At 61.3% G+C, this 9,230-nt stretch carries 4 protein-coding genes and 1 rRNA gene (1 of these 5 only partly in view); 3 read left to right on the top strand and 2 right to left on the bottom strand.

Features of this window, described 5'->3' with window-relative positions; translation table 11 throughout:
- Positions 1-69: ribosomal RNA gene (locus FFI94_RS08790) — 16S ribosomal RNA — on the bottom strand (it extends 1,449 nt beyond the left edge of the window).
- 630 nt (positions 70-699) lie between these two features.
- Between FFI94_RS08790 and FFI94_RS08785 the strand changes: the two genes are divergently transcribed.
- On the top strand, positions 700-1,107 hold the full coding sequence (locus FFI94_RS08785; RefSeq protein ID WP_138872624.1) for a VOC family protein: 408 nt from the start codon (positions 700-702) through the stop codon (positions 1,105-1,107).
- 69 nt (positions 1,108-1,176) lie between these two features.
- On the opposite strand, the gene FFI94_RS08780 is transcribed toward FFI94_RS08785, so the two are convergent.
- On the bottom strand, positions 1,177-2,151 hold the full coding sequence (locus FFI94_RS08780) for a sigma-70 family RNA polymerase sigma factor (RefSeq protein WP_138872623.1): 975 nt from the start codon (positions 2,149-2,151) through the stop codon (positions 1,177-1,179).
- Positions 2,152-2,244: 93 nt separating this feature from the next.
- On the opposite strand from FFI94_RS08780, the gene FFI94_RS08775 reads away from it, so the two are divergent.
- Both FFI94_RS08775 and FFI94_RS08770 read left to right on the top strand, forming a co-directional pair.
- A complete protein-coding gene (locus FFI94_RS08775) occupies positions 2,245-3,030 on the top strand; it encodes an HD domain-containing protein (protein ID WP_185993161.1) in 786 nt (261 codons plus the stop codon).
- Between the two features lie 685 nt (positions 3,031-3,715).
- Positions 3,716-9,202: a carboxyl transferase domain-containing protein gene (locus FFI94_RS08770; RefSeq protein ID WP_138873685.1), complete on the top strand. Its 5,487-nt coding sequence runs from the start codon at positions 3,716-3,718 to the stop codon at positions 9,200-9,202.
- Positions 9,203-9,230 lie beyond the last annotated feature (28 nt).

Raw genomic sequence — 9,230 nt, 5'->3', positions numbered from 1 at the left:
CCGCTCGACTTGCATGTGTTAAGCACGCCGCCAGCGTTCGTCCTGAGCCAGGATCAAACTCTCCGTTGAAGACTCTAGATTTCGCAGGCAAGCCCACTAATCAGTCATAGACAAAAAGAGCCAAATCACTAGCAAAAAAACTCAACTAGCAAAAAATGTGTCGGCAACCATTCAGACGGAAGAATGAACAATCACCGACGAAAAATACTCACACCCCGAACATCAGAACCGAAACCCGAAGGCCCGGAACATCATTCGACATGTGAAGTACCAAAATAATTTTGGCACTGACATTCATCGACACACTGTTGAGTTCTCAAAGAACACGCACACACCATCACCACGACCCTATGGCCGCCGCTCCGGGGCAACTTTTCCAGCCTATCCGATTCTCTGCACCGGCGCAAACCGGGCTGATCCTCATCAACTAACTGGATTGTGTTCGCCAGGCACTTCGTACAACCTCGTGTCACTCACCCTCGCAGGTGGGAGTCGGTGTCCGTGTCGCTCTGACTTGGAATAAGTTACGCGAAGATCAACACAACACCAAATCGCCTGGTCACAGCACTGCGAATAGTTAACAGCTGAAAATACTCAACAAAATCCTCACTCCCCCGATGATTTTTTGCTTCTCGGATGGTCTGTATATGCGAAAGGAACCGAACAACTGCGGTTCCATCCGAGCGCAAGGAGTACCTGATGTCCCGTCTGCTCTTCGTCAACATGCCTGTGAAGGATGTTTCCGCCACACGCTCTTTCTTTGCCGGGCTCGGCTTCGAGTTCAACGACATGTTCAGTGACGAGAACACTGTGTCGATGATCGTCAGCGACGCGGCGACTGTCATGTTCCTGAACGAGCCCCGATTCGGCGACTTCATCGCGGACGACATCTGTGACACGTCGAAAGCCCGCGAAGCCCTCATGTGTATCTCTGCAGAGAGCAGAGAAGAGGTGGACAGCTTTGTCGATGCGGCGATCGCGGCCGGCGGCACCAAGTGGATGGAGCCTCAGGATCACGGCTTCATGTACGGTCGCGCATTCCGCGACCTCGACAATCACGTCTGGGAGGTCATGTGGATGGACCCCGCCGCGACGGTTCCCCAGTAGAGACGAATCCCCGGTAGAACTGCGACCGTCAGGGGTTGTGCGCGAGTACGCGTTCAACCCCTGACCTGTTTACAGCTCTGCCGGTAAACCGAATCTGGGGAACAGGCTCAGATCGAAGAAGCAGGTCACATGCGATATCCCGGATTCGGTGACGTCGAGAACATGCAGCTGAAATGCATGGTGAATGCCGTCCGCCTGACGCATGTAGAGCCCGAAGGCCGGCTGGCCGTTGGCAGATGTCGGCAATAGACGCATTGCCCCTGGCCCGTCGGCTGGGCATTTGTTCCCGATGAGCTGGCCGATCGCCTCGGGGCCGCGGTACCACCCCTCGAACGGTGGCATTTCCCAGACGGCGTCGCGCGTGAACAAAGCGACGATGGCTTCGATGTCGTAGCTCTCGAAGCTTCGGACGTATTCACGCAGCATGGTTCGCGCTTCCCCAGAGCTGGGTTCGATAAGCGTGTCTTCAGTGGGCGCGATGTTGCTGATCTGTGCGCGCGCTCGCTGCAAGACACTGTTGACCGCGGTTGTGGTGGTATCGAGAGCTTCGGCTACCTCGGCGGCTTTCCACTGCAATACGTCGCGCAACACCAGTACCGCTCGCTGCCTCGCCGAGAGATGCTGCAGCGCGGCGATCAATGCCAGTCGCACGGAATCTCGCTGTACAACCATGACGGCCGGATCGTTCACGTCACCCAACGACGAGTCGGCAATGGGTTCCAGCCACGCGATCTCGCTGCGCTCGACCAACTCGTCGGAAGGGTCGGAACTGGGTGCGCCCAGGCCGGTCGGAAGTGGGCGCTTGGCGCGCCCTTCCAATGCCGTCAAACACGTGTTCGTCGCGATACGATAAAGCCAGGTCCGAAATGACGATTGGCCGCGGAAACCATCGAATCCCCGCCACGCCCGGATGAAGGTTTCCTGGACCTGGTCCTCGGCATCATGGATGGAACCCATCATGCGATAGCAGTGCGCTAGAAGCTCCCGCCGATACGGATCGGCAAGTGTCAGAAAATCGCTGTCCAACGCCTGATCGACTGTCATTTCCTCAGACTAGTGGCCGAAGCCGAGATACACAGGAGGACTCGAGGCAACAACGCCTGCCATTTTTCCTGCCCCATGATCGAGAGGATTCCTATGCACGACACCACACCGATGAGCCGAACTTTCGACGCTATCGCTCTCAAAGAGATGGACCCGGCCCTCCTCGCACTCGCAGTCCTGGAGGCAGCGGAGCGGGCGTCCATTTCCGGCGGAGTCTTGCGGCAAGCAATGAATGTAGCCGCGCTCGCTCACATCGACCAGAACCGCAAGAACGGAATCAAGAACCCCGAGGACCCGTATATCGTCCACCCTCTGCGCAATGTTCTCAGACTCCTCCGATATGGATGCGTCGACGGCGATGTTCTGGCCGCCACGGCGCTCCACGACACGGTAGAAGATCAACCGCGTGCCGTTATCGAACTGTTGTCCGACCACCCGACATCCGACGAGGACGAATCCTTACTGAGGCAGTTGGCGTCACGCGCAATTTCCGACACCTTCGGAGAACGAGTATCGAATATCGTTGCAGCCGTTACTAATCCGATCAACGACAGCCGCGACGGAAATGCCGTCAGCTATCGCGACCACGTTGTCTCGGTTATCGACGATCCCGGTGTATTCCTCGTCAAATTCAGCGATTTCGTCGACAACGCAGGCAGCGTGAAGCATCTCGACGAACCGACTCGAACAAGGCTGTCCGTCAAATACGCACCTCTGGTCCAGGATTTCCGCACGGCAGCAACCACACTCGGTGACCGGTTGAACCTGCCCCAGTCCGGATTCGACGACATTGCTCGCCATCTCGACGAACTGGAGGCTCGTCTCCCAGCCGATAAATCAGACCCCGGAAATCTTGAAAGCAGTTCTACAGCAACATAACTAGTGGCATACACTGGGAAACAGGGTGTGTCACTCACCGCGAGTGGCACGCCACCGCTTTCGGAATTGATCCACACTGACCCGAGAGCCACAATTTCATTGCTGCCGCATTTGAGCAGTATCAACGTACTCGTCAGTAGTACTGATGAGTAACACTGGTCGGTAGCATGCGAGAAATTCAAAACTGCTGCGCCAGAATCGAATTTGTTACCCATGAGTATTCAATTTCGAGCCCTTTCGAATGCTTCGTGATCCGTATCACAGCAGCGAAAAGGACTGTGTCGCAGCGTATTAAACGGTAAGCGTTACCGGAGTTCACGTTGACTAATATTCTTCAATTCGCCCAGGTGACATGTGGGCGCGCATGCTGCATCCTTAGATAAACCAGGGACTCCCTGGAGGCAGAAACACTATGTTGCTATTTCGTGATTGGAGCGGTTCTGAGTCCATGCCACAGGCGTGACGCGTGCACTCGGCGTCACCGGACTCACGAACCCACCTGGCAAACACCTGCAGATGCGCATACCGGGGGCAAGCAATTCGCATCACCGCAGTTTTTGTCACAGCAGCAGTGCCCACAACCCGGAGCGGGTCAGAACCACAGCATGACGGTATGTGACGCACGATCAGCCCATATCGCGTCGTACGCGACGTATGAATCTCATCAAGGACGGTGGCAGTGACAATGTTCAAACGAATCGCAGTGGTCAATCGAGGTGAGGCCGCGGTCCGCCTGATCAGGGCAGTACGCGAACTGAATGCTGAACACGACTACGGCATTCGCGTCATTGCACTGCACACAGAGGCCGAGCGTCGGGCCATGTTCGTTCGCCAGGCCGACGAAGGTGTCACTCTTCGCAGCACCGGCACTGGCAGCCCGTACCTCGACTACGTCGAACTCGAACGGGCATTGCTGGCCGCAAAGGCCGACGCGGTCTGGGTCGGCTGGGGCTTCGTCGCCGAAGATCCGGCGTTCGCGGAGATCGTCGCAAAGCTGGGCATCACGTTCATCGGCCCCAGCGCCGACGCCATGCGACTGCTCGGCGACAAGGTTGCCGCGAAGATCCTCGCCGAGAAGGTCGGCGTCCCCGTCGCGCCGTGGAGTGGCGGACCGGTCGACACGCGCGCCGACGCTCGTCGTCACGCGCAGGCCATCGGCTACCCGCTGATCATCAAGGCTCGCAGTGGCGGCGGTGGACGCGGAATCCGCAAGGTCTGGGCCGAGGACGAGCTCGAAGTTGCGCTGGAGCGCACTCAGGGTGAGGCCGAGCGTTCCTTCGGCGACCCGGTCGTCTTCCTCGAACGCCTGGTCACCGACGCACGCCACGTCGAGGTGCAGATCATCGCCGACAATCACGGCAATGTCTGGGCTCCGGGCGTCCGCGACTGCTCGATCCAGCGTCGCAACCAGAAGGTCATCGAGGAATCTGCCTCCCCCGTCCTCACCGAGGAGCAGTCGGACCACCTCAAGGAGGTCTCCGCGGAACTCGTCAAGGCTGCGGGATACCAGGGCGCCGGCACGGTCGAGTACCTCTACCAGCCCGAGAACAAGCTGTTCACGTTCCTCGAGGTCAACACGCGCCTTCAGGTGGAGCACCCCATCACCGAGGTCACCACCGGTATCGACCTGGTCAAGCTGCAGATTCTTGTTGCCAGCGGTGAAGAACTGGTGGGCGATTGCCCGCCTGCATTCGGTCACGCCGTCGAGGCCCGCCTCAACGCCGAAGACGCCGACAACGATTTCGCTCCCGCACCCGGCACCGTCCAACTGCTGAAGTTCCCCCTCGGCTCGGGTATCCGCGTCGACACCGGAATCGCGGCAGGCGACGTCATTCCTCCCGACTACGACTCGATGGTCGCCAAGGTCATCGCCTGGGGACGCACCCGTCCGGAAGCCCTCGCACGCCTGCGCACGGCGTTGCGGGAAACCACCGTCGTACTCGACGGCGGCACCACCACCAAGTCGTTCCTCCTCGATCTTCTCGATCGTGACGAGGTCATCTCGGCGTCCGCCGACACCGGCTGGCTGGACCGCACCGGTGCTCTGGATTCCACGACGCGTCGCGCAGACGTCGCCCTCATCGCCACCGCGATCGACGCCTACGACGCCGAGGAATCGCTCGAGCGCGCAGCCTTCCTGGCGTCCGCCCGTGGTGGCCGCCCCCGCGCCAACCACGCCATCGGCCGCACGGTCGAACTGAACTACCAGGGTCAGGCGTACAAGCTGACCGTCGGCCGCACCGGTCCGCACAGCTACCGCGTCGACGGCGATGCCGGTGACGTCGAGGTGGACGTCGATCGGCTCGGCGACTTCGAGTCACGCCTGGTCATCGGCGATCGACGCTTTCACATCGTTTCCGTCGCAAGCCCGTCGCGCTACCTCGTCGAGGTCGACGGCATCAGCCACCAGATCAGCCAGGACGACGCCGGCGTGGTCCGTGCGCCCGCTCCCGCGGTGGTCGTCGCAGTGCCGGTAGCCGTCGGTGACGACGTCGAAGCCGGTTCCACCCTCGTGGTTCTCGAATCCATGAAGATGGAAACTGCGGTTCGCGCGCCGTATGCCGGCAAGGTTCGCGAGGTCCTGGCGACGGTCAACTCACAGGTCGACGCGGGCGCACCGCTGCTGCGCGTCGATCAGGTTGGCGACGAAGCTGTCACCGAGAAGGCTCCGCGCGTCGAATTCGATCTATCTGCTTCGGTTTCCGGTTCCGACACCCGCACCGACGCGTTGGCCCAGCTCGAAGCTCTGACCGCGATGATCAGCGGTTACGACGTGAGCGGCAAGCACGCCAATGCCGTTCTCGCCGAGTACGACGCACTGCGCGGGGCTCTCGAATCGGAAGACCGTGAACTGGTGCAGGCGGAACTTGCCGTTCTGACCACGTTTGCCGACATCTGCGAACTCTCCCGCAACAAGCCCACGTCGGGCGAGACGGAGAAGGACGAATCCGTCCACAGCCCGCGCGAGCATTTCCACACGTTCCTGCATTCGCTCGACGTCGAACGTGAAGGTGTCCCGGCGTCGTTCCGCACTCGCCTCGAGCGCGCCCTGCGCCACTACGACGTCACCGATCTCGACGATCGCACCGCTGTCGAGGAAGCTGTCTACCGACTCTTCCTCGCATTGCAGCGCATGGAAGCCCAGATCCCGGTCATCGCAACACTTCTCGAAGGCTGGCTCGCAGGCGACAAGGCACCCGGTTGCTCGGCCCAGGAACTCAACGAGGTCCTCGACCGGCTGATCGTGGCAACGCAGGTGCGCTTCCCGGTTATCGGCGACGTCGCCCGTAACCTTCGGTTCCGGTTCTTCGACGAGCCGCGTATCCGCAAGGTTCGCGAAGACGTGTACGACGGTGTGCGCGGAAACATTGCGTACCTCGAAGAACAGCCGGACGCTGCGGACTTCGACCAGCGGATCGCGAACCTCGTGGCAACACCGGAACCGCTGCTCGATCTGTTGGGCCGCAAGATCGGCCTGGGTAGCCGTGACGGCGGACCGCTCGTCGAGGTCATCACGCGCCGGTACTACAAGATTCACTCCTTCGAGGACGTGCGCGCATTCGAGCATGTCGATCGCCGATTTGTCACCGGTAACTTCGATCTCAAGGGCGACGGCCTCCACCTGGTCTCCACCGTGGCCGAATTCGATGCTCTCGGAACGGCTCTCGACGACGTCACCACGATCGCACAGGACGCCCCGGCCGGTCGCGGTCTGGTGATCGACATCTACCTGGACTGGCCGAACCAGCCTGCCGACGGCGACACCCTCGTCGAAACACTCCGGACTGCGCTCTCTCGCAACGAGACCGTCAACCGCTCACGCCGCGTGACGGTCATCGTCTGCAACCCGAACGGTGATCCGGTCCGCTGGGTCACGTTCCGTCCCGTTGACGGAGAACTGGTCGAGGACCAGATCATTCGCGACATGCACCCGTTGACCGGTCAGCGTCTCGACATGTGGCGTCTGAAGAACTTCAACGGCAAGCGCCTTCCTGCCCCGGAGAACACCTACCTGTTCCACCTCTCCGCCAAGGAAAACCCGTCGGATGAGCGTCTGATCGCGCTGGCCGAAATTCGCGACGTGACACCGCAACTCGACGACGAAGGCCGTATGGTTGCGCTTCCCGCAATCGAACGCACCCTCGCGGCTTGCCTCGACGGTATCCGCCGCGCCCAGAGTCAGCGCGGTGACAAGCGTCGTCTTGCCGCCAACCGGGTTGTTCTCTACGTGTGGCCGCTTGCCGACGTTCCCGCTGATCGATTCTCCGTGATCGCTCAGAACGCCGCCCGCCTGACCGTCGGCGCCGGAATCGAAGAGATCACCCTGATCACGCGTCTCAAGGACCCCAAGGGTGGAGCGCCCGAGGAAGTTGCGTTGCGCTTCTCGTACCGCGCCGGTGCCGGAGTGGTCATCAACAAGACCACTCCTCCCACCGAACCGCTGCTCCCCCTCGACGCGTACGCCCAGAAGGTGCAGAGCTCACGCGCTCGCGGCACCGTCTACCCGTACGAACTAGTGCCGCTCCTGACCGGCAACAAGGGCACGTTCGTCGAGCACGATTTCGACGACGCCGGAGTTCTGGCTCCCGTCGACCGCCCGTTCGGCCTCAACAAGGCCGGAATTGTTGTCGGACTTGTCAACACACCGACGCCTCGTTACCCCGAGGGCATGACACGCGTCGCACTGTTCGGTGATCCCACCAAGGCACTGGGAACGGTTGCCGAGGCCGAGTGCTCCCGCGTTGTCGCTGCCATCGACCTGGCCGAAAAGCTGAACGTGCCCGTCGAGTGGTTTGCACTGTCCTCCGGTGCCACCATCTCCATGGACAGCGGCACCGAGAACATGGACTGGGTCTCACGCGGACTGCGCCGGATCATCACGTTCACCCAGAACGGCGGCGAGATCAACATCGTTGTCACCGGCATCAACGTCGGCGCGCAGCCGTACTGGAACGCCGAAGCCACGATGCTCATGCACACCAAGGGCATTCTGGTGATGACCCCGGACAGCGCGATGGTGCTGACCGGCAAGCAGTCACTGGACTACTCCGGTGGTGTCTCGGCCGAGGACAACTTCGGCATCGGCGGCTACGACCGCGTCATGGGCCCCAACGGCCAGGCGCAGTACTGGGCACCCGACCTCACGGCCGCGTGCGAAATCCTGTTCCGTCACTACGCGCACTCGTACCTCGCTCCCGGAGAACGCTTCCCGCGCCGGGCGAATACGGCCGACCCGATCGACCGTGACGTGCGCAGTTTCCCGCACACCCACCCGTCGAGCGACTTCGAGACCGTCGGCGACGTCTTCTCGTCCGTCAAGAACCCGGATCGCAAGAAGCCCTTCGACATTCGGACGGTCATGCGTTCGGTGGTCGACCAGGACCACTCCGTACTCGAGCGATGGGCCGACATGGCCGGCGCCGACACCTCCGTGGTGATCGACGCGCACCTCTCGGGATACCCGGTCACCGTCGTCGGCATCGAGTCTCGCGCAATTCCGCGTAAGGGTCACTTCCCCGCAGACGGACCGGACACCTGGACGTCGGGAACGCTGTTCCCGAACTCGTCGAAGAAGACGGCGCGCGCCATCAACGCTGCAAGTGGCAACCGTCCGATCGTGGTGCTGGCCAACCTGTCCGGCTTCGACGGCTCCCCCGAGTCGCTGCGCAACATTCAGTTGGAATACGGCGCCGAGATCGGCCGGGCCATCGTCAACTTCGACGGCCCGATCGTGTTCTGCGTCGTCTCCCGCTACCACGGTGGCGCGTTTGTGGTGTTCTCCGGAGCGCTCAACGACAACATGGAAGTTCTGGCCGTGGAAGGATCGTTTGCATCCGTCCTCGGCGGCGCTCCCGCCGCAGCGGTGGTATTCACTCGCGACGTGAACACCCGCACCAACAAGGACCCGAAGGTGCAGCAGCTGGAATCGGATCTCGCCGCGGCGAAGGACGACACCGAAAAGGCGCGCCTGCGCGTCGAACTGAGTGCGCAGCGCATCGCAGTGCGCTCCGACAAGCTCGGCGAGGTGGCATCGGAATTCGAAGCTATCCACAACATCCAGCGTGCCCGTGAGGTCGGCTCGGTGGATGCGATCGTGCCTGCCGCCGAACTGCGTCCGCAGATCATCGCGGCCGTCGAGCGCGGCATGAAGCGCTCGCTCGCACAGCAGTAATCACTGCAGACACACATGGCCCCCGTCG

Source organism: Rhodococcus sp. KBS0724 (assembly GCF_005938745.2).
GTDB lineage: Bacteria > Actinomycetota > Actinomycetes > Mycobacteriales > Mycobacteriaceae > Rhodococcus_F.
This window is presented reverse-complemented; position numbering and strand designations above follow the sequence as displayed.

What these genes read in the sequence shown, in the direction of transcription:
- FFI94_RS08785 (WP_138872624.1), top strand. Translation starts at nt 700, where the DNA reads ATGTCCCGTCTGCTCTTCGTCAACATGCCTGTGAAGGATGTTTCCGCC.
- FFI94_RS08780 (WP_138872623.1), bottom strand. Translation starts at nt 2,151, where the DNA reads ATGACAGTCGATCAGGCGTTGGACAGCGATTTTCTGACACTTGCCGAT.
- FFI94_RS08775 (WP_185993161.1), top strand. Translation starts at nt 2,245, where the DNA reads ATGCACGACACCACACCGATGAGCCGAACTTTCGACGCTATCGCTCTC.
- FFI94_RS08770 (WP_138873685.1), top strand. Translation starts at nt 3,716, where the DNA reads ATGTTCAAACGAATCGCAGTGGTCAATCGAGGTGAGGCCGCGGTCCGC.